Origin of the sequence: Hydrogenophaga sp. (assembly GCF_011772445.1) — a bacterium.
Lineage (GTDB): Bacteria > Pseudomonadota > Gammaproteobacteria > Burkholderiales > Burkholderiaceae_C > Hydrogenophaga.
Genome location: NZ_WVZN01000038.1, coordinates 44,861 through 63,943, shown reverse-complemented (window position 1 = coordinate 63,943; position 19,083 = coordinate 44,861). Strand labels below are relative to the sequence as shown.

Sequence of the window (19,083 nt, the reverse complement as noted above, 5' to 3'; positions counted from 1 at the left end):
CCGCAATCTGAATTATGGCGTTTTCCCATAATTCAACTTCCCTCTGATCCTGCGCGGCCGCGTAAGCAACCGCAGCAGAATGAGAAGCCCGCTTTATAGTGAGAAGTATCAGTTGTTCCTCGAGGAACTCAACACCCTCAGGACGGGTGCGGGGCTAAGTCAATCGGAACTGGCGGCGCGGATGCAGATTGGTCAAGACGTCGTCAGTCGCTGCGAGGCCGGCCGTCGGCGCGTTGATGTGTTCGAGTTGGCGCTCTGGACCCATGCCTGTGGCACCACCCTAGAGGCCTTCGTCAAGAAGCTTGATGAGCGCATCCAACGCCATCAACTGCCCAGCCTGCTATAGCCGGGCGCTGGTCAGCAGGTCGACAAACGCCTGAAGCTGGACCAAGTCGCCGGCGTCGCAGCGGCTGAGGAAGTCCGTTGAGGGATAAAGCCCGAGCTGCTCCGCAGCTTCCCCGCGCCATTTGGCCTGCAGGCCGGCGTCGCGGGAAAGCGCCTCCAGCGCGTCACGTCCTCAGATCGGATTTCTTCGCCTTTCGCCCGGAGTGGTCATCTGCGGGTTTTGGCGGGTTGCTGCATCACGCCGGTCATCTTTCGCTGAGTGGGTCGAGCTGAAATAGCTGGCTGAGCCGTGACGGTGCCGGCCTCACTGCCCGCTTGCCCGCCTTGCCGGGCTTCGCCCGCAGTTGCAGAGCGTCAAGCCGGCGAAGGTCGACGTCAAGTTCCTTCAGGAAGCGCAAGAAATCGTAGTCCAGCGCCTCCAGCCAGTCGCGCAGGCCGATGATGTCCAGGCGGGTCTGGCCACATTCGACGTAGCTGACCGCGCCCTGGCTGCGGCCCAGCAAGAGCGCAAGGTCTGCCTGACGCAGGCCCCGGGATTCCCGAAGCTTGCGCAGCTTGTCCAAAAAAATCTTGTTGTGGCGGCTATGCAGGGTTTTGGCCATGGATTTCTCTCAGTCTCCACCGTAGCCCAGCCGGCTTCGTATCAAAAATCTGGATATGGCCGCATGCCGCGAACAATTGCCACCAGGCAAAAAAATTCAATCGCTGAACACCCCGCTGTTCGCGGCAGCAGCCCGATGTTTCTTTCGCTCCCTCAGTACGAGTTTCAGGTCCCGCAGGGGCTCGCAGAACCAGGCAGCAAGCATTGGCGGATCGTCGAGATACCGCTGCACGCGCCGTGGTTCCTTTTGACGGTCTCGTACCCAGATCCTGAAGGCGTCAGTCTCGGCATGAGCTTTACCTTGTGCATCGCCTGGGAGTTGGACTTGGCCGAAGCGCTGCAGTCGATAGAGGCTAACCGCGTGCGCGGCCTCGTCGCGATGATGCCGGCCTGGTCATCGCCGACGGGTCAGTGGTCCTCACGGACAGTCACGGAGGTTTGGCTGGATACCGACGCGACCGGAAAGTTCGTGACGTTCATCGACGCCAGTGGGGAGAGGTTCGACGGGTGGGTTCGCGGAAATCCGCCAACAGCCGGAGCCGAGTCAGAGTTGTTGCTACGGCTACCGCCTGTCAAGACCGGGACGCTGGGGCGGCGGTCACTGGGGACCGGTCGTGGTCAGCAACGCGCCGCGCGGGCGACTGAATGAGCGCGGAACACTACTTCGAGATCCGCAAAGAGATCGGGCTCGGGTTCTTCAACGGCAGAGAGCAGTACGACCAACTAATCAAGCCAAGTCAGGGCTTCCTCTTGTTCAACGGACGCGACATCTGCTGGGTCGTGGACGGTCAAACGCGGATGTCCGACACCGTCAACGAGGCCATCTCGATTTGGCTGGAGCAGAGGCGCATCGAAGAGGTGCACATGCAGAACCATGGCCGATTCCGAGATCCCGCCCGCTTCCTGGTAGCAATGATCCTTTTCTTCGACACCGAATTCACGGATTTCCTCGACATCGAGCTCATCTCGATCGGGCTTGTAAGTGAGGATGGCCACCATACCTTCTACGCCGAGCGCAGCGACTATCGCGCTGTAGCCTGCAGCGAGTTCGTTCGACAGGCTGTCGTACCACTTCTCGGCAAGTGGCCGGATCGGATTTTCACGAGGGAAGCACTTTCGCGCGAACTCTACTCTTGGCTCGCTAGTCTGCACGGCAGGATCCTATTGGCCTGCGACTCGGCACATGATCGGGATTTGCTCCTGGACGCGTTAGAAGGTGAGCTGCCCAAAAACGTCCTGGCCAGGCCGCTCTCGCTAGCAAACTACCACGCTGATCCGGTCTTCAATGCGGCTGAAAGCAAATACTTTCAGGACAACGGTGTCACTCGGCACCATGCCCTGCACGACGCGCTGGGACTGAGGGCTGGTTGGCTGGGTCAGCGCGGCTGACTGACGGGCGCGGAGGTCTTGCGCTTCACCATGTACACCGTCACACGCTCCTCAAGCAGGCCCTGGATTGCCCTCACCCGTTCGCGGTCCAGAGACAGACCTCGGGCGATGCGAGGGGCCATGATGACAGTCAGCGTCAGGCGCATGCTGGCTCTGAGTTCTTCAGGATTGAGACGATCGGCGCTCATACTCGTCTTTCTTGGCTGGGATGGGCTACGGAGCGGGCTTTGAAGAGTGAATAGTCTTCATAGCCATCCACGTTGTGGTCTTCGCGTGAGCTGCGAACTCCTTCTTCGTCGCGCCAGCCTTGCTCTTTCGGATCCAGGTCTCTCCGGACGGCAGCTGATACGTCACGCCCACTTCAGGAGGATTGCCGGCACTGTCGAGGTCATTGCGCTCCTTGGGCCGTGTGTCGGGCGGGCGGCCAACCAGTTCCGCCAGCGTCGCCTCCGCCTCGAAAGACTTCATCATCTTGATCAAATGGACGACGGCGTCTTTCTTGGTCTTTCCCATGTGGGCGAGCTTGTCTGAGAGGAAGTTCATCGTGGACTCGAACTCCTTGGTTGACTGCTCCTCTGCCTGCTTCATCAGCTGCTCCGCGTATTCACGGAGTTCAGTCGCGCTCATGCGTGATGTATCTCGTTCAGTGTTTGTCACCAAGGACGCTCCTGCGAAGGTATTGAATGCGGGTGAATGGAGCTGACGTGCCGGAAGCGATGCGTAAGGCGAAGCCCACGGCCGGGTCAGATGCAGATTTCTGCAAGGAATGAATGAGTCTATTCCACCGCATCAGTTCGGCTTCGATTGCGAATTTCTCAAAGATGGTCACCTGGCTTCGTCCCATAAACGGTCACCATTGTTTTTATAGGCTCGATTCGATAGTCTGTGTTGTTCTGAACGGATCAACCACTGAATCGAGCGTGGGCAAGACATCACCTATTTCAAGTTCACCGCGGGGCGACGTCACGCTGTTCCTGGACGTCGATGGCGTGCTGCATCGCCGTGCCCCAGGAGCTGAGAAGTTCACGGCCTTACCGCAGCTACAACAATCGATACGCCGCCATCCTCGACTAGAGGTAGTCATCTCGAGTTCCTGGCGTGAGGTCTTCGATTTCGAGGACCTCGTCGAGCTCTTCGATGAAGATCTGCGCGCTCGGATCGTCGGCAGCACACCGGTTCTAGAGCAGGACACGGAGTTCGTCCGCCAGCGCGAGTGCGAACAATGGATGCGCACTCACTGCCCGCCAGGCCAAGAGTGGATTGCCCTCGAAGACGAGAAAGCGTTGTTCCAGCCTGGTTGCCCCCAGCTGCTGCTGGTCGACGGGAGCAAGGGGCTGCAGCTCGAGGACCTGATGCGTCTGGAAGAGCGTCTCTGCGAGGCCTTGGCGCGAGTGTCCGAGGTCACGTTGGCGCGCGAACGCGGGGCGCGTGCAGAGGAACATCTGCACTTGAGCTGTGTCGTCACGGCCAGCGGTGACGAGCTGCTTGCTGAGATCACGTACGGCAACAAGCGAGAGACCCTTCGCCACGCCGATGCGGCAGAGCTTGGCCTGGCGCTTCTTGCGCGCGGCATGAAGCCTGAGCATGTGAGTTTTCCGGACTGGAAAGAGGGATTCCATGGCATGAGCGCGGGACAACGTGCCGCCCTCTTCGGGGCCATGCGCATGGGGCGCAAGCAGAGGACAGCATGAACCACGAACACAACCAACAGCTGTTCGAGCGATATCCGAAGATCTTCGAACATCGAGAGCGACTCTGGTGCCGAGACGGCTGGTTCGATCTGATCGACGCGCTGTGCGCGAGGCTTCAGGAGGTCTCCGATCGAACCGGCTCTCAGGTGGTGGCTCGCCAGGTAAAGGAGAAGTTCGGGGGTCTGCGCTTCTATGTGAGCGAGGGGACGACGGAGCATGCCGATGCCATCGCAGAAGCCGAACAGGCTTCACTCCACATTTGCGAGGTGTGCGGTCAGCCAGGGGTGGTCAAGGTCTCTGCAGGGTACGTTCAATGCAGATGCCCTGACCATATGCCAGAAGGGGCCCGCAGCTTGGAGGAGCACAAGGAGGCTGTCCGTGCTCTACGAAAGGCTCAAGATGAGAAGGCCTGAAGCAATCACACCCGCAGAGCGCCTCCTACGGCTTCGCGCCCGTGCCCAGCAGAGGCTCGTGGAAGAAGCCAAGTTGAATCGGCATAAAGAGGTCGCTTCGCGGCTCCTAGCCGCGGACGAAGAAGTCCTCCGATTGCTCCTCGCGAGGGCTCGTGCCTGGGTACGAACGTGGCGTGAAACAGAGGTCTGCTGGCTCGACTACATCGAGCGCTGGGAGGCGATGCTTGAGCTCCCGATCGAGCGGTTGGCTGCCGAGATGGTCGGCGATTGCAATGGGTGTGGTCGGGCGCTCAGACAATGCTCACCGTTCGCCGGAAAGCCGTTTCAATGATTCTGTTCTGCGGCGACCCCCACGGCCGTTTCGAGCACATCTTGGAGGCCGCCGAGCAACACCAGGCTGTAGCAGTGGTATTGCTTGGTGATCTGGAAGCGCTGGCGCCGCTGAGTGAGCTGATGGCGCCCTTCCGTGAGATCACGTGGCTTATCCACGGCAACCATGACACGGACAGCGAGACCAGCTTCAGGCACTTGTGGGATGACGAGCTGGCGGCCCGCAATCTCGATGGTCGAGTGGTGACCTTGCCCAATGGCGTGCGGGTCGCCGGGCTCGGCGGAGTCTTCCGCGAGGCGGTCTGGCACCCAGACCCAGGATCCAAGCTCAATGGCCAGCCGGCCTTTCGCAGCGCCCAGGAGCACGCCGCGCGCACTCCCCGCCAGGATCGATGGCGGGGCATGCAGCACCGCAAGCACTGGAGCTCGATCTACCCCGCCGTGGTGGACCGCCTTGTGGACCTGCAAGCCGATGTGCTTGTGACGCATGAGGCGCCCGGATACCACCCCTACGGATTTACGATCCTGGATACCCTGGCCCAATCCATGGGCGTGCGCCTGGTGGTGCATGGCCACCAGCACGATCGGCTGGACAGCTCAGCGAGCTGGGAGGGTCAAGGGTTCAAGAGCCACGGCGTTGGACTGCGTGGGATCAGCGGCCTGACCAGCGCCGGCGAGATGGTGGTCATCCGGCCAGGTGAACTGGACGAACGAAGGGTCGGACGGTCATGAACGCCCTCGCACCATGTGCTCTCTGACAGCCTAGTTTGCCCCACTTTGTACGTGTCCACCATGCGCGCCCTCGTTCTCTCAGACCTTCATCTGGAGTTTTGTGGCTTCGATCTCATGCACAACGGTCGCCCGATCGACGACGGTGCCGACGTGGTCATCCTGGCGGGGGACATCGCCGCGGGGAACGACGGCATCGCGTGGGCCCGCAGGGCGTTCCCAAGCAAAGAAGTCGTCTACGTGGTGGGCAACCACGAGTTCTATGGGGCGGTTTACGAGCTGCGACTGGAGGACCTGCGCGCCGCAGCGAAGAGCGAAGGCGTGCGTTTGCTCGAGCGCGACCGGGCGACGATCTCGGGCATCACCTTTCTAGGCGCAACCCTGTGGACCGACTTCAAGCTGTTCGATGAGCTGGAGTTTTCGATGGAGGAGGCGTACTACGGTCTGAACGACTTCGGTGCCATCAAGACCCACCTGCCCCGTGGCGAAGAAGAGGCGTACCAGATTGGCGTATACCCGGGTCAGTCACCCTCTCGCTCGCGCAAATTCTTACCGATCGATTCCGCGAAAATCCATGCGATGACTGTCGACTGGTTGAGCGATGAGCTGGCCGCGGTAGATTCAGCGAGAACGATCGTGGTGACCCACCACGCACCGCACAGAAAGTCGATCCATCCGAGGTATCAGGCCGATGGGCTGACGCCGGCCTTCGCTTCAGATCTCGAACACTTGATGGGCCGCAGCCGGTACTGGATCCATGGCCATATGCACGACAGCCAGCGCTACGTCGTCAACGGAACCGAAGTCGTTCTAAATCCGCGTGGGTACCCCATGTTCAGCGGCGGCTTTGAGAACAAGAACTTCCATCCAACGCTGCAGATCGAGGTCTGAACATGGCCAAGCCACCTGACCCGCTGCCGACTGCCAACGTCGCCGGATTCGTGGCAGATCTTGCACGCGAGCATGGCGTGGTCGTAGTGCGAACAAAACTCGATCAATTCGCAGAGAAACTGACTGAGCTCTCAGGCGATGACGTCAGGCTCGATGCCACAGAGCTCGCCCTGGTGAAGCTCACGGAGCGCGGAGTCATCACCCCTCGGGAGATGAACATGCTCATCCTGAACCACATTCGCGAGCAGCGCCGATCTGGGTTGTCGTGACGTCCGCCAAGCGGACTACTTGCTTATGCCTCCACCAAAGCCCCCCTCCGATCTCACGGCTGGATTTTCCGACCAGATTCCACCCAGGTATCAGGCGATGCACCGGGCCGCGATCTCTATGTACCAATCGCGCGGTGTGAATCTGGTGCTCTATCAGGACTTTCTGCGTACGAGGCAAGAGGTCTTCGGTGGAAGTACCGGAACCGAGTTCCTGCTCGGGCGTGCAGCCAATCCTGCGCTGCGAAATCTCGGAACGGAAGAACTGGCCGCGCTATTCCTGGAGCTTGCTGAAGAGGACCTGCACAGAGCGACATCATGAGACGCCAAGCCCGATTCATTGCCTTCAGTCGGAAGTCGGCAGCGGGTTCGAATTTCCACGACCTGCGACCGTCCCGCTGGAAGAAGCCTGACATCCAGCGAAAGAATGAAGGCCTGGACCTCTCGGGGTTGGGCTTGGGCCATGCCCCCCGTGGTAGCGCGCAGGTACAGGATGGTGCCGGGTTAGAGCGATTCGCGCGACTCAGTTTGCCGCTGGCGGTGCGCCATCCAGTTCAGAGTGAAGCTGCGCAAAAAGCATGTCTGATCCCCATGCCTGAGCAGCGGTCAACGCAACTTGTCTCTTCTGCAGTGGGGTGAGGGGCTTCTCCGGCTTATAGGCCATGTCGTGCCCTGCCTCGCTCCATGCATGTTGGAAGAGCGTTTTCACCTGCAGTTCGAAAAAGACTGGAGATCGATCGCGATCAGCGCCGTCGTCGAAGACGTCCTCTGGCAATGCAAGCACAAAGTGCTTTCCGACGTAACCGAATTCGCTCTCAGACTCGGGGATGAGCATGCGCCGTTCAATGGAGTTGAAGTAGCGTTCGATGACTTGACTCACTACGTCCACGTCCTGCTTGTAGAAAACGACGACACGCGCACCCACAAGATCCTGGATCTGCTCGAAGGGATAATCGTACTTCGCTTGGCCATCTTCGTTGGTCTTGAGAGCCTTCTGCAGAAACCTATCCGGGCTCTTTGCACGTGCCGAAATTCGATCTATTCGTTCGATGCCCCTCAAATGATCCTGCAGGTGATCCGCTACGCGGGCTGCCAGCGGCACAAGGAGTCGTGTGTGACGATCCTTGTACTCGGCCAGTAAAGCTTCGCTGCTCATTTGGTCTTCTTCAGTCGTTCGTCGATAACGAGGCCGGTGGTTGAGAAGGTGTGCTGGGCTCCGTGCCCTCGACGCTGGGTCGCCTGGAATACATCTTCGAAGCGGTCGGCCGGAGCCGTCAGTACCGCGCCGTTGTCAAGCTCAACTTGCTTGTACTTAATGTGGCTGGCGAATTCGCCAGCGTCAAAGCGAAAACGCTCATTTACCAGTCTGGATGGCTTCACTTTACTGAGTACAGCTTCCTTGGTTTCTGGCGCAAATCCGAAGCGGTCACAGAAGTCAGAGATGCTCATCGTACGGGCCGGCAAATTGCCCGCAAGCTGCGCTGCCGCGGCAATTTGTGTTTTGACTTCGACTGAAGTCACCGACGCGATGGCATCCTTCATGGCATTCGCAAGCCTTTTGGTCCCGGCTGCGGCTGTGGTCGCAAAGTCAGACTTCAAGAAATCAATGATCCAGTAGTCCGCGACCGCTTTGCTCCCCGCGTTGATCTGGCGATCAACGATGTGCCCACTCCACAGCTGATCCGCGCGACCCGTCGCGACGTAGGTCGCGGCCTTGTAGGAATATGCGCTCTTCAGGAAGACCTGTTCGACGAATTGGACCGTCAGTTGCGCCGCGTTCCTTTCAGCCACGATGCCTTCGTCGGCAGGAAAGCGCGACAGAACCACGCGTCTTCGACCGCCATCGTCGCCAAGGCAGATGAAGAGCAGTCCCATGCCAGACTGCCCTGACGTGGAGAGTTGCAACCGGGCTGCCAACGGGGTGGCGGTCCGCAAGTTTGGTCGAGCAACGAGTGCAAGCAGTTCGTCTCGTACAGGGTTGACCTGAGCGTCGTCGGACGAAAATATCACAGGAACAACGCAATCATTCCCTGCGTTGTTGAACACACCTCCCAACATGCTGCAGAGCTTGTCGTTTGCGATGGGGATTTGAACGCCTGGTGCCAGCGGCTCTTCTGGCCGGTTGCGACGCGGATAGGTCAGAAAGCTGAATATCGTGTCAACCGCCATATGCTCCTCCCCTTGTTTGCTCGCTAAGTGGAAACCCCGTCGCTGTCACCCAAGCTGCGCCCTCGAGTACACCGATAGTCCAAGAGCTTTTGCGCAGTCTCCCCCTGACCGACCGTCAGGACGCAAGCCTGGTTGTGTGATGCAGACTGATGACGTTACTTTTCAGCGTTGAGTGAGGAGTTTTTAACAACTCCTGTAGCAACCTGGGCTGCACACGCATTTCGCGCGCGACAGTGGCCTGCGGAATCCCAAAGTGCTCCTCCATGACCTTGAGGCTTTCCGCGACGACTTCGGGTGCCTCATGAGCAACAAGGTGGTCTTCGCTCTCCTTCAGGGCCTCTCCGTGACGATTCAGGCCAACGTACCCGGAGCGAGCTTGATCATCGGTAAGCACACCCAGTTGGCGGGCGCGAAAAATGATCGCGGCCTTGGAGACGCCCCAACGCAGTTTCAGCTCCGATAGGCCACTCCAGTTCAATCGCGAGCCGCGCAGGGCGAGGCCACATTCGGAAGCAAATGCTGCACGCGGCATCAGCAGCGCGCTAGCAAACCGGTTGGCCTGGGCCTCGGTGAGCTTGTCTCCTGTCAACACACCGAGGTGGATCGAGAAGTGCCCCAGCTCGTGCGCAACGCCGAAGCGCTCCCGGCAGGCAGATCTGCCATCGTCGTTGAGCGCGATCAAGGGTCTCTTGGTCGCAAAGGAGATGGCGTCTATCTCGTGAGCCAAGCCGTGCACGCGCATGACCACCGCGCCCGCGTTCTCCGCGATGCGTGTGACGTTGCTCAAAGGGCCGAACCCCAAACCGAACTGTGCGCGAAACGCTTCAGCGGCCTTCTCAATGGCCTCGTTGGTCTCCGCATCCGTAGCGCTCACCTGGTATCGCGGTAGCTCGACATGCTCGTCGAGCACCCCCACCAGGCGCTTGAGCACCTCACCGCGGGCACGGGCCACTTGGCGTTGGGCGACCTTGGTCGTCAGTTGACGGCGAAAGTGGCACTGCTCGTCGGCGATCGGGTTGGTGTCGACTTCGCGGAAGAACTCCGGCAGCACTTGAAGCGCATCGGCCAGCACTGTCTCCAGTTGGGAGGAGACGGTCTCCGCGCCCGTCTCGAGGCGGCTCAGGTACTGCTTGGACACACCGACCTGCTCGCCCAGGTCCGTGAGTGACAGATCGTGAAAGAGGCGAATGAGTCGAAGGTTGCTGCCAATGAACGCGCTCATCGCACGGCTTCTGCTGCTGCATCGCCCTCATCGCGGCGCTTGGGTCCAATCTGAGGCTTGGCCACCGGTACGCTCGGTGCGAGCGACGGATTACCCTCCACCCTAAGCACGCGCACGGTATCCGATACCCAGCGGCAGGCCACGGAGTCACTCGGCGAGAAACCAAGGAACTCAACGCGAGGGGCGTCGGCCTCGCTTACACCACGATCGACGACAAAGCAGAATCGGCCAGGCTCGCCCTGCTCGACGAACTCCAGAAAATCCGTTTGATAGCGATTCGCGGTGGTTACGGCCTCCTTGGTGGGGTTCGAAGGATCGTCGTTGCTGAAGCGGCACGGCACACCGCCGATCTTGAACACGAGGTCGTTTTTGCTGCTCGACAGTTCCAGCCAGTCGTGCTTGCCCGACAACGCCTCCTTGATGATGCGCTTGCGCTGGCGGCCAAAGGTGGTGCATCCACGGGTATAGCGACTGTCCGTGAAACGAGACAAGTCGTCCTCGGTGGCGTAGAGCTCTTCAAGCAGCCAACGAGCTACCGTTTGCAGGCGTTCGGAGGTCAGGACGGGATAAAAGGTCGCAGGCAGCGGCAGATTCATTTGTGCAAATCCGGAAAAACGTCAACGCGATTTTTGTGCATCTCTGGATTTTCGTCAACCATGTCGGGGTAATCGTCCCTTCGGTGCAGATTGACACGCTTGACCGAAAAATTCCCTTATGAATCAATGCCCTGCGGCTTTGGGTGAGCCGCAGGATGCCGTGCTTTTCCTGCAAATTGACACTCCGTACTCAAGTTGACGACCCGACGTGCGTTTATCCAGTTTTAGCCAAAACCGATAATTTGTACTTTCCATAAAAATCGACCGCCAAAGTACAAAGACCGCGAATCGGCAGTCATCGAGTCGCGAACACCTTCCCGAGCTGGCGCGCGCGTTTGGTGTCGTCGCCATGGAGGTACATCGATGTCGTCGATATCGACGCATGCCGCAAGTTGTCGCGCACGGTCGTGAGCTCGGCGCCTTGTGCGAGCGCGTGCGTGCCGTGGGTGTGGCGCATCCAGTGCGGACTGGCGCGCCGCAACTTCTCTGCGGCCGCGGGGTTCTCCTCTTCGACGAGTTCGGCCACCTGCAGGAAGAACCGCTTCATGACGGCCCACACGCGCGTTGCCGTGACGCCGGATGGGCTGTCCTGGGACAAGCTGCCGACCAATGGCGTCGCAGGATCCCACCGCGCACGCGTCGTCGACAACCCACGCTGGGCCAGGTAGCGGTCCAGCGCGGCGCGCCCGAGCGGCGGCAAGGCGACCTTGCCGGCCTTGTTGCCCTTGCCGACCACATTGAGCCAATGATCGCCACCGCCATCGACCTCGATCATGCCCAGCGTCGCGCCCACGAGTTCGCCTACGCGCAGGCCGGTCGCGTACGCGAAATCCAGCACGAAGCGCAGTCGCTGCGCGGCCGCTAACTCCCAGCCGTACGACCATTCCAGGCCTTCCGCGACACTCTGGATCAGCGCCCATTCCCCTTCGCTGAAGACCCGCTTGGCCGCGAGCGGTGCTGTGCGCGACGCTCCGCGCACCTTCAACCCAGCGAAGGGGTTAGCCAGGAGGTAGCGCTGCTGGATCAGCCACCGGTACAGCGCGCCAACGACCGACAGCGAATAGGCCCTCGATCTCGCCGACAGATCGCCGGCAAAGGGCCGCCACTCATGTGAGGACCGCGGCCGCGGCGGACCCACCCATCGCGCGCGCGGCGACGGATGTCGCAGGAAAGTTCGGTACGCGACGGCATCCTCGGTCGTGAGCGAGGACAGCGCCCGAGCACGTTCGACGATGGCCCAAAGGATCAGGCGCTCGGCTTCCTTGCGATAGGCGCGCTGCGTGGCCTCGGACTCATGCAGCGCCAGCCAGGCTTGTACCGCCTCGTAGTCATTGTTCGCGCTCAGCGTGCAGGTCGAGCGCGGCGCGCGGAATGTGCCGCGCGAGCCATCGACTTCGTGCGGGAGGACCAGGCGCTCCCAGGGCACGATGTCCTGCGGGCCATCCCGCACGATGAGCGCGCGGGCCCGCTCGGTGAGTTCGGGATGGCGCCCGAAGAAGTCCTCCACCGCACGCGCGCCAGACTGTCCGAGGCCGGCAATTCCAACCCACCAGCGCCGCCGGCGTGGAACACGCACCGTCAAATCCGCCAGCGTGCGCTGGCCATGCGCCCGCACGGCAGCGGCGATGCGCGCAGGCAGCCAGCGCTCCACCGGATCATCGATCAGTGGCTGCGGTTCAGGCGCGCGGCGCAACTGCTCGATTGCCGCGTTGACAGCGCGCGCATGCAGCATCCGCTGGGCGGCCGACGTTTCGAACAACTCGGCGAGATCGGCGCGGTGACGCTGCCGCGCGATGTTGGCCAGCCGTCGGCGAATGCGCCCGAGCATCGAGCGCGACGATTGTCCATCGGCCTTCTTGGCGCCGAGGTAGCGAGCGACGGCCTCACGCGCGCTCAGGCCCTCGTGCCAGGCGCGCAGCGCCGCCAGAGAAGACTCCTCGGGGAAGTCGTCCACCACGCCCCGCGAAGACGGCGAACTTTTCACGAGCGACAGTTTAGCCCGCCGATGCCGCTATTGCGATAAGAGAGATTATCCGTATAGCAGGCGAAAACGCGTCCACGGGCCACGCTTAGGCGTCGGCGCGCCGAGGCAAGCCACTCCTCTACTGGAAATCCGGCTGAGCACTCGCCCGCGCTTGACTCTCTACCTAGTAGAGGATGTCCAATCGGCGCGGTTGCCATGCCCCGCACTTTCCGAGTCTCTGTCATTGGTGTTGCCCTGCTGGCACTTGTTGCTTTAGGTTTCTTCACGCACATCGCCATGGAAGGGGATTCCCTTCAAGGCGACGCGTTCGCCGGCGCGCCAGTGGCATCGAAAGCCGTTGAGCTCGGCGGCCAGAAGTTCGAACGATGGGGCGCCCCACGTCCCCTTCCGGACTTGAAGTTCTCGGATCCGGCCGGCAGACCGGCCAGCCTGGCCGATTTCCGCGGCCGGCTTGTCCTCCTGAACCTGTGGGCGACCTGGTGTCCCCCGTGCCGTGAGGAAATGCCTGCCCTGGACCGCCTGAATGCCCGCTTGGGTGGCGACAAATTCGTCGTGATCGCACTGGCCCTCGACTCGCCGGGCAAGGCCGAGGCGTTTCTCAGGCAGATCAAGGCGGGCACGCTCGGCGCCTACACGGACTCGCAGGGGCTGGCCTTGAGCACGCTGCGCGTCACGACGGTTCCGACAACGCTGCTCATCGACGCGCGAGGCCGCGAGCTTGGCCGACTGTCCGGTGCGGCGCCCTGGGATGAGAAGCCAGCACTCGAATTGATCCAGTCCTATCTCAAGGAGCCAACCTGAATTCCGCACAAGCCACCGCTGCATCATCGGCGGCTCTCAAAATGCCTCGCAGAGCGTGGCTCTTGTTGCTGCTCTCATGGCTGGCCAGTCTGGCTGCCACGCTGGGCAGCCTATTCTTCAGCGAGGTGATGCAACTGCAGCCCTGCCTGCTGTGCTGGTACCAGCGTATCGCGATGTTCCCTCTGGTTCTGGTCTTGGGCATCGGGTTGTCCCGCGAAGACGCTGGCAGCATTTTGTATGGCCTGGGCCTGGCCTCTGCCGGGTGGCTGGTGGCCGGGTATCACACCCTGCTATACGGCGGCTGGATCCCCGCCAGCCTTCAGCCGTGCAGCAAGGGCCTCTCGTGTGCACAAGTCGATTTGCGAGTCGCCGGCTTCCTCACGATTCCGCTGATGTCGCTGCTCGCGTTCAGCTTGATCCTCGCGCTGCTCCTCGCTGCCCGCGGGCAAGAGGGACGCACATGAACCGGCAGCGCATCATGGTCGTCAGCGCTGCTGCGCTCTTGCTCGTCTTTGTCCTGGGCGCGTTCGGCCATTCGTGGCTGGAGGAGCGCCGCCTGGTGGAGTTGGCCGCCAAGGCCGATTCCGTGTTCAATCGCCCCCATTCACCGACCTACGGCCCCGCCGGCGCCAAGGTTCGGATCGTCGAATTCCTGGACCCCGCATGTGAAACCTGTCGCGCCTTCTATCCCTTGGTCAAGGACATCGTTGATTCGCACCAGGGACGCGTCCAGCTGGTGGTCCGCTACACGCCATTCCACGCCGGCGCCGATACCGCCGTGGCCGCGATGGAGGCCGCTCGGCTCCAGGGCTTGTTCTGGCCGGTGACACAACGGTTGCTGCGCGACCAAGGCACCTGGGGCGCGGACCACAATCCGCGCCCGGACCTGATCTGGGACCTCCTCGATGGCACCGGCCTGAACTTGCAGAAGGCGCGCGAGGATGCTGCTTCGTCGGCGGTGCGTGCGCGGGTGGAGCAGGACCTCGCGGATGCGCGGGCTCTGGGTGTCACACGCACACCCGGCTTCTTCGTGAATGGCAGGCCGCTCAAGCGTTTCGGCGCAGACGAGCTGAAGCAGCTGGTGCAAGATGAGGTCCGCCGGGTGTACGGCCAATCCGGGAGCGCACCGTGAGCCAGACCGTGTCACCAGTCCCCCGGCGTGCACTGCTGATCGCAGGGAGTTCGGCGCTTGCAGCCGGAGCCCTGGCGTTCTGGTTGCCCCAGCCCAGTCGCGAATTCAAGAGCGTCGACATCACGGGAGCCGACTATGCGCGCGACTTCTCCTTGCCCGATCACACCGGCCGATTGCGCAAGTTGCAGGAATTTCGCGGACGCGTCGTCGCCGTGTTCTTCGGATTCACGCAGTGCCCCGACGTTTGCCCCACCACCTTGACCGAAATGACGCGCGTCAAGCAGCTGCTCGGAGACGACGGCAAAAAGCTCCAGGTGGTCTTCATCACCGTGGATCCTCAGCGCGACATACCCGCGGTGCTGCAGGCCTACATGCGCAATTTCGACCCGCAGTACCTGGCCCTCGTGCCGACGGAACAGCAGCTGCCGGAAGTCGCGAAGGAATTCAAGATCTACTACAAGAGGATCGAGGGCAAGACGCCGAGCGCCTACGTGATGGAGCACTCGGCCGTGACCTTCATCTTCGACACCAAGGGGCGCGTGCGGCTGTATTCACGCTATGGCTTGGAGCCGGAAGCCCTGGCCTCCGATGTGCGCAAGCTTTTGAAGGAGGCGTAAGCGATGCAGGCGTTCATCGGGCGATTGGTGCTGTACGCGGCGCTGACTGTGCCCGGCTTGGCCGCCTCTGCGTCCGATGGAATCAACGCCCGCGGCGCCGCGGAAGCGCGGCTTGTGCAGGTGTACCGGTGGGTGGGTGCGGGCGATACCCGCCAGGCGCTGGCGCATGCGCAATCGCTTGTCAAGGACTTTCCCAATTTCCAATTGGCGCAGCTTGTCTATGGCGACCTGCTCATGGCCCACGCGCGGCCGCTGCGCCGCATGGGGGATGTTCCACACGACTTGGCCTTGGCCGGCGCGGAGAGCCTGCAGGACCTGCGGCGCGAAGCCGAACTGCGCCTGGCCGGCCTCAAGTACCGGCCGCCGCCGGGTGCAATCCCGGCTCAGTTTCTGTCGCTCTCTCCCGCCAATCGTCATGCCATCGCGGTCGACGTGTCGCGTGCCCGCCTGTACTTGTTCGAAAGCCGCAATGGCGAGCTTCGCCTGCTCGCGGACTTCTACATTTCGGTGGGCAAGGCCGGTATCGGGAAAGCGAGCGAGGGCGACAAGCGCACCCCTTTGGGCGTCTACTTCGTCACCAGCAACCTCGACCGGCGTCGGCTGACGGACTTTTACGGCTCCGGCGCGCTGCCGATCAACTACCCCAATGCCTACGACGTGCGCCGCGGCCGGGGTGGCAGCGGCATCTGGTAGCACGGCTCACCTCCAGCCCAGTACGCACGCGCGCCACAGGCCACCGACGGCTGCGTCGCGGTTGCCAACCCCGACCTCGAGCACATCCTGCGTACCGTGCAGATCCGGACCACGCCGGTGCTGATCGCGCAGCAGATCTCCTGGGTGCCGCCGCGGTCGCTTGCCAACGAGAAGCAGTCGATCGAGAAGATGCTGGACGTTTGGTCGCGCGCGAAGTCCGCCGGCGATGCCGCGGCACTGGCCGCCTTCTACGCGCCGGATTTCAGCGCGGACGGCCGCGACCTGGCCGCACACCAGGCGCTATTGAGAGCCGACGCCGCGCGGCTGCGCAGCCGGGCGCTAGCCTTGAAGGACGTGTCCATCCTTGGCTGGTCGGAGGGCACCGACGTGCGTGTGGTCACCTTCGCGGAGGTGGCGGCCGGTGCCCGGACCGGAAAGCAAACGCGCCAGTATTGGGAGCGGCGCGGCGCCGCGTGGAAAATCGTGTACGAAACGGAGTTGAGATAGGGCGGGCTCTGGACCGCGTTTGGCGACCTCAGCCTAGATGTGCAACGCCCTGTCGTGGACTGCCAGGGCTGCTTCACGCAGCGCCTCCGGCAAGGTCGGATGGGCGTGGCAGGACAGCGCCAGATCCTCCGCCGAGGCCCTGAAATCCATCGCCACGACGGCTTCGTGGATCAGGGAGCCTGCCTCCGGCCCGATGATGTGCACGCCCAGGATTTCATCGGTGGTGGCATGCGCGAGCACTTTCACCAGCCCGGCCGTGTGTGCCTTCGCTTTGGCCCGCGCACTTGCCGCGAACGGAAAGCGCCCCGCCTTGTAGGGGACGGAGGCAGCCGTGAGCGCTTCTTCCGTCTGCCCGACGGATGCCACCTCCGGCGCCGTGTAGATGACCGAAGGAATGGTGTTGTAGTTCACGCGCGGCTTTTGCCCGGCGAGCATCTCCATCAGTGCAATGCCTTCTTCGGAAGCCTTGTGAGCGAGCATCGCGCCCCCGATCACGTCGCCGATGGCATAGATGCCGGGCACCGCGGTGGCGAACGAAGCGAGGTCCACCGGGATGAACCCACGTGCGTCCGTCTTCAGCCCGCCGGAGTCGAGCCCGAGGCCTTCGGTATGCGGCTTCCGGCCGACGGCGACGAGGATGGCATCGCATGAGAGCGGCGACTTTGCCGCCTGGTCCTGGGCCACCGGTGCGACGTCGACCTCGAGGTCCTCGCCCCTGGTCCGGGCGCCGGTCACCTTGGTGCCAAGCATGAACTCGAAGCCGGACTTCTGCAGGATCTTGAGCAGCTGCGCCGCCATCTCCGCGTCCAGGCCGGGCGTGATGCGGTCGAGATACTCCACGACCGTGACTTTCGCCCCCAGGCGTGCCCACACGGAACCGAGTTCGAGGCCGATGTAGCCGCCGCCGATGACGACGAGGTGCTTGGGCACCTGCTCGAAGCTGAGCCCGCCCGTGGAGGACACGATCCGCCGTTCGTCCACCTGCACTCCCGGCACCGTGCTGGGCGCCGAGCCGGTTGCCAGGATGACCGAACGCGCAGTGATCGCCCGCTCGGCGCCGGACTTCGCGTCCCGCACCATAACCCTGCCCGGGCCATCCAGCCGGCCCGTGCCGTGCAGCCGGGTGATCTTGTGCTTGCCGAACAGGAAATCGATGCCGCGCCCGAGTTCGTCCACCACGCCGTCCTTGTGCGCCAGCAGCCGCTGCAAGTCCAGCTGCACGTCGGTACAGATGACGCCATGGCGAGCGAAGCCGGTGCGCGCCTCGATGAAGCGCTCCGAGGACTCCAGCAAGGCCTTGGAGGGGATGCAGCCCACGTTGAGGCATGTTCCGCCCAGTCGCGGGCGGTTTTCTACGCAGGCAACTCGCATGCCCAGCTGAGCGCCGCGGATGGCGGCCTGGTAGCCACCGGGGCCACCACCGATGATGATGACGTCGAAGTCCATGAGGTTCTCCCTTTCCGTTTGGCGCATCAGTGCCGCGGCACGCGCGCTAGGACCAGCTCAGATGGTCATCGGCCCTGGAGCCAGTCTTACTTGCCCGCCTTCTTCGCCAACGCGATCAAGTGATCGGCGACGGCCAGCGAGCGCGGGTTCGATCCAGCCAAGGACCCCGAAGTGAGCCACCTGCCATCGACCCCGAGCGACGGTGTGCCTTCGATCTTGTAGCCGGCGGCCAGTGCCGTGGCCTGCCTGACCTTGCCGGCGACGCCGAACGAATTCATGGTCTCGACGATGCGCTTGCCATCGGCCCCGTTCTTGGCGGCGAAGGCCGCGATCTCCGGCGCAGCGGCCAGGCGCTGACGCTCGCCATGGATGGCGTGGAAAACCTTTCCGTGCAGCTGTTCGACCATGCCCAGCGCCTCCAGCGCGAAATAGAGCTGCTGGTGGATGACGAGGTCCTCGCGGAAGGCCACCGGGATCCGCCGGAACAGCACGTCGCGCGGCAGCTTCTTCAGCCAAGCCTCCAGCGCAGGCTCGAACGCGTTGCAGTGCGAGCAGCTGTAGGCAAAGAACTCCAGCACCTCGACCTGCTTGGCATCCTTCGTCGGCTGGCGAGGGGACACCTCCAGGTAATGTTTGCCTTCCAAAAATTGCTCCTGAGCGTGGAGGGGGGTACTCGTTCCCGCCACCAAAGGCAGCGCCAGGCCGCAGAAAACACGTCGCTTGATCATGATGAAGAAGTCGTTGAAGAGAAAAATGGATGCCACTCAACTTTCGGAGAGCAGCCGGTCGATGAGTTGATGCAGTTCGGCGAAGTCCGGCTTGCCTACGAAGCGCTTGACGATCTCGCCGCGCTTGTTCACGAGGAACGTGGTGGGCGTCAGCTTGACGTCACCCCACGCCGTCGCGACAGCGCCCGTGTTGTCGATCGCGACCGGAAATGGCAGCTTGCGCGTCTGCGCGAAGTTGACGACGTAGGTCGGCGGGTCGTAGCTCATGGCCACGGCGATGGTTTCGTAGCCGCGGCCGCGAAACTTCTCGTAAGTGCTCACGAGCATGGGCATCTCCGCCACGCAGGTGGTGCAGCTCGTCGCCCAGAAGTTGATGAGGGCCACCTTGCCTTTGAGGTCGGCGGTGCTCCTGGTCGAGCCGTCCAGCAATGTGAACGAACTCTGGGGGGCGGCCGACGAGTTCAGGCAGCCGGCAAGCGTCAGCATCACGACGACGGCAATCAAGGATTTCAACAGGTGCGACATGTGCTCTC

General features: G+C 62.3%; 26 protein-coding genes. 15 read left to right on the top strand and 11 right to left on the bottom strand.

All coding sequences use genetic code 11. The features are described from left to right. The first annotated feature begins 112 nt into the window (after positions 1-112). The gene (locus tag GTO19_RS15730; protein WP_291022796.1) at positions 113-346 is read left to right on the top strand and encodes a helix-turn-helix transcriptional regulator; all 234 of its coding nucleotides are present in this window, start codon (positions 113-115) and stop codon (positions 344-346) included. Positions 347-590: 244 nt separating this feature from the next. On the opposite strand, the gene GTO19_RS15725 is transcribed toward GTO19_RS15730, so the two are convergent. Further along, on the bottom strand, positions 591-947 hold the full coding sequence (locus GTO19_RS15725; RefSeq protein WP_291022794.1) for a helix-turn-helix transcriptional regulator: 357 nt from the start codon (positions 945-947) through the stop codon (positions 591-593). A 63-nt stretch (positions 948-1,010) separates the two neighbouring features. Here GTO19_RS15725 and GTO19_RS15720 point away from each other — a divergent pair, with 63 nt between their 5' ends. Together GTO19_RS15720 and GTO19_RS15715 are read left to right on the top strand one after the other, a co-directional pair. Continuing rightward, complete coding sequence (locus GTO19_RS15720) at positions 1,011-1,595, top strand: hypothetical protein (RefSeq protein ID WP_291022792.1); 585 nt, start codon at positions 1,011-1,013, stop codon at positions 1,593-1,595. Next, entirely contained in the window at positions 1,592-2,335 is a 744-nt protein-coding gene (locus GTO19_RS15715) for a 3'-5' exoribonuclease (protein WP_291022789.1), read from the top strand. Before GTO19_RS15720 ends, GTO19_RS15715 begins: the two co-directional genes overlap by 4 nt. Here GTO19_RS15715 and GTO19_RS15710 read toward each other — a convergent pair. Continuing rightward, complete coding sequence (locus GTO19_RS15710) at positions 2,323-2,523, bottom strand: hypothetical protein (protein ID WP_291022788.1); 201 nt, start codon at positions 2,521-2,523, stop codon at positions 2,323-2,325. The two genes, GTO19_RS15715 and GTO19_RS15710, sit on opposite strands and share 13 nt — an antisense overlap. Before the next feature lie 25 nt (positions 2,524-2,548). After that, a complete protein-coding gene (locus tag GTO19_RS15705; protein ID WP_291022786.1) occupies positions 2,549-2,962 on the bottom strand; it encodes a hypothetical protein in 414 nt (137 codons plus the stop codon). 293 nt (positions 2,963-3,255) lie between these two features. Here GTO19_RS15705 and GTO19_RS15700 point away from each other — a divergent pair, with 293 nt between their 5' ends. The 6 genes from GTO19_RS15700 (at position 3,256) to GTO19_RS15675 (ending at position 6,977) form a co-directional block, all read left to right on the top strand. Further along, the gene (locus tag GTO19_RS15700; protein WP_291022783.1) at positions 3,256-4,026 is read left to right on the top strand and encodes an HAD domain-containing protein; all 771 of its coding nucleotides are present in this window, start codon (positions 3,256-3,258) and stop codon (positions 4,024-4,026) included. Continuing rightward, positions 4,023-4,439, top strand: a complete 417-nt coding sequence (locus tag GTO19_RS15695; RefSeq protein WP_291022780.1) for a hypothetical protein — start codon at positions 4,023-4,025, stop codon at positions 4,437-4,439. Before GTO19_RS15700 ends, GTO19_RS15695 begins: the two co-directional genes overlap by 4 nt. 297 nt (positions 4,440-4,736) lie before the next feature. Beyond that, positions 4,737-5,501 carry a metallophosphoesterase gene (locus GTO19_RS15690; RefSeq protein ID WP_291022778.1) on the top strand — a complete coding sequence of 255 codons (765 nt, stop codon included), beginning with the start codon at positions 4,737-4,739 and terminating at the stop codon, positions 5,499-5,501. A gap of 60 nt (positions 5,502-5,561) precedes the next feature. Continuing rightward, positions 5,562-6,389: a metallophosphoesterase gene (locus GTO19_RS15685; RefSeq protein WP_291022776.1), complete on the top strand. Its 828-nt coding sequence runs from the start codon at positions 5,562-5,564 to the stop codon at positions 6,387-6,389. Positions 6,390-6,391: 2 nt separating this feature from the next. After that, entirely contained in the window at positions 6,392-6,658 is a 267-nt protein-coding gene (locus tag GTO19_RS15680) for a hypothetical protein (protein WP_291022774.1), read from the top strand. A gap of 136 nt (positions 6,659-6,794) precedes the next feature. Beyond that, entirely contained in the window at positions 6,795-6,977 is a 183-nt protein-coding gene (locus GTO19_RS15675; RefSeq protein WP_291025877.1) for a hypothetical protein, read from the top strand. Between the two features lie 201 nt (positions 6,978-7,178). Here the strand turns inward: GTO19_RS15675 and GTO19_RS15670 are convergent, their stop codons facing one another. The 5 genes from GTO19_RS15670 to GTO19_RS15650 form a co-directional block, all read right to left on the bottom strand. Further along, positions 7,179-7,811, bottom strand: a complete 633-nt coding sequence (locus GTO19_RS15670) for a GTP pyrophosphokinase family protein (RefSeq protein WP_291022769.1) — start codon at positions 7,809-7,811, stop codon at positions 7,179-7,181. Continuing rightward, positions 7,808-8,824 carry a hypothetical protein gene (locus tag GTO19_RS15665; protein ID WP_291022767.1) on the bottom strand — a complete coding sequence of 339 codons (1,017 nt, stop codon included), beginning with the start codon at positions 8,822-8,824 and terminating at the stop codon, positions 7,808-7,810. Before GTO19_RS15665 ends, GTO19_RS15670 begins: the two co-directional genes overlap by 4 nt. 115 nt (positions 8,825-8,939) lie before the next feature. Further along, positions 8,940-10,046: an XRE family transcriptional regulator gene (locus GTO19_RS15660; protein WP_291022765.1), complete on the bottom strand. Its 1,107-nt coding sequence runs from the start codon at positions 10,044-10,046 to the stop codon at positions 8,940-8,942. Further along, entirely contained in the window at positions 10,043-10,642 is a 600-nt protein-coding gene (locus GTO19_RS15655; RefSeq protein ID WP_291022762.1) for a hypothetical protein, read from the bottom strand. Before GTO19_RS15655 ends, GTO19_RS15660 begins: the two co-directional genes overlap by 4 nt. A 295-nt stretch (positions 10,643-10,937) precedes the next feature. Next, complete coding sequence (locus GTO19_RS15650) at positions 10,938-12,635, bottom strand: phage integrase family protein (RefSeq protein ID WP_291022897.1); 1,698 nt, start codon at positions 12,633-12,635, stop codon at positions 10,938-10,940. Between the two features lie 186 nt (positions 12,636-12,821). Here GTO19_RS15650 and GTO19_RS15645 point away from each other — a divergent pair, with 186 nt between their 5' ends. The 6 genes from GTO19_RS15645 to GTO19_RS15620 all read left to right on the top strand — a co-directional run bounded on the left by GTO19_RS15645 (position 12,822) and on the right by GTO19_RS15620 (position 16,376). Beyond that, positions 12,822-13,427 (top strand): TlpA disulfide reductase family protein, encoded by a 606-nt coding sequence (locus GTO19_RS15645; protein WP_291022760.1) that lies wholly within the window; start codon positions 12,822-12,824, stop codon positions 13,425-13,427. Between the two features lie 62 nt (positions 13,428-13,489). Further along, positions 13,490-13,891 (top strand): disulfide bond formation protein B, encoded by a 402-nt coding sequence (locus GTO19_RS15640; protein ID WP_291022758.1) that lies wholly within the window; start codon positions 13,490-13,492, stop codon positions 13,889-13,891. Next, the gene (locus GTO19_RS15635) at positions 13,888-14,559 is read left to right on the top strand and encodes a thioredoxin domain-containing protein (RefSeq protein ID WP_291022755.1); all 672 of its coding nucleotides are present in this window, start codon (positions 13,888-13,890) and stop codon (positions 14,557-14,559) included. Before GTO19_RS15640 ends, GTO19_RS15635 begins: the two co-directional genes overlap by 4 nt. Continuing rightward, positions 14,556-15,176 carry an SCO family protein gene (locus tag GTO19_RS15630; protein WP_291022753.1) on the top strand — a complete coding sequence of 207 codons (621 nt, stop codon included), beginning with the start codon at positions 14,556-14,558 and terminating at the stop codon, positions 15,174-15,176. Before GTO19_RS15635 ends, GTO19_RS15630 begins: the two co-directional genes overlap by 4 nt. A 3-nt stretch (positions 15,177-15,179) precedes the next feature. Continuing rightward, positions 15,180-15,869 carry a L,D-transpeptidase family protein gene (locus GTO19_RS15625; protein ID WP_291022751.1) on the top strand — a complete coding sequence of 230 codons (690 nt, stop codon included), beginning with the start codon at positions 15,180-15,182 and terminating at the stop codon, positions 15,867-15,869. A gap of 96 nt (positions 15,870-15,965) precedes the next feature. Beyond that, complete coding sequence (locus GTO19_RS15620) at positions 15,966-16,376, top strand: hypothetical protein (RefSeq protein WP_291022749.1); 411 nt, start codon at positions 15,966-15,968, stop codon at positions 16,374-16,376. Between the two features lie 33 nt (positions 16,377-16,409). Here GTO19_RS15620 and lpdA read toward each other — a convergent pair whose 3' ends face one another. The 3 genes from lpdA to GTO19_RS15605 form a co-directional block, all read right to left on the bottom strand. Continuing rightward, the gene (gene lpdA, locus GTO19_RS15615; RefSeq protein ID WP_291022746.1) at positions 16,410-17,822 is read right to left on the bottom strand and encodes a dihydrolipoyl dehydrogenase; all 1,413 of its coding nucleotides are present in this window, start codon (positions 17,820-17,822) and stop codon (positions 16,410-16,412) included. Between the two features lie 86 nt (positions 17,823-17,908). Further along, positions 17,909-18,586, bottom strand: a complete 678-nt coding sequence (locus GTO19_RS15610) for a thiol:disulfide interchange protein DsbA/DsbL (protein ID WP_291022744.1) — start codon at positions 18,584-18,586, stop codon at positions 17,909-17,911. Beyond that, positions 18,587-19,036 (bottom strand): TlpA disulfide reductase family protein, encoded by a 450-nt coding sequence (locus GTO19_RS15605; RefSeq protein ID WP_291022896.1) that lies wholly within the window; start codon positions 19,034-19,036, stop codon positions 18,587-18,589. Between the last annotated feature and the right edge of the window lie 47 nt (positions 19,037-19,083).